Origin of the sequence: Neisseria sp. HMSC055H02 (assembly GCF_001813335.1) — a bacterium.
In the GTDB taxonomy this organism is placed as follows: domain Bacteria; phylum Pseudomonadota; class Gammaproteobacteria; order Burkholderiales; family Neisseriaceae; genus Neisseria; species Neisseria sicca_C.
On the sequence record NZ_KV812090.1, the window covers coordinates 1 to 567 of the forward strand.

Below are 567 nucleotides of genomic sequence, written 5' to 3' on the forward strand. Positions count from 1 at the left end.
CAGACACTATTTCAGAACTTTCAAAACACCATCAATCCAAACCCAAACAGCCCAAAACAATTCAATTCACACATCAACAAACAGCAACACAACTCCTAACAAACACCAAAGGTCGTCTGAAACCTGAACTGCCCCCCAAATCTTGGACACTCATAAAAGCCTATTATTCAGGCGCTCTGTGTAAGCTGGGTTCTGTATGCGACAGGACTCAGCTTTTTCAATTTCAGACTGCAACGCTCCCGGTTGTAGTAATCCATATAGTCATCTATCTGTTTCATCAATCCGTCCACCGTCAATTCCTCTGCACGGTAGAAACACTCCATCTTCAATACCGCAAAGAAGCTCTCCATCGGCGCATTGTCCCAACAGTTCGCCTTTCGCGACATACTTTGAACCATGGAATGTTGGGCAAGCAATTCTCTATATCCCGACGTACGGTACAGCACGCCTTGGTCGGAATGCAGCATCGTTCCTTCGCCGGTCAGACTGGGTACGGCTTTTTCAAGCATTTCCTTCACCATTTCGCTGTCGACTCTACGGCTCATGGCGTAGGCGACGATTTCCCGG

Annotated in this window: 1 protein-coding gene; it reads right to left on the minus strand. The window is 47.4% G+C overall.

Going from position 1 to position 567, the window contains the following annotated elements:
• Nucleotides 1-167: 167 nt before the first annotated feature.
• Nucleotides 168-567: IS3 family transposase (locus tag HMPREF2907_RS05640; protein WP_070681023.1), on the minus strand; the 400-nt coding region annotated here is incomplete at its 5' end.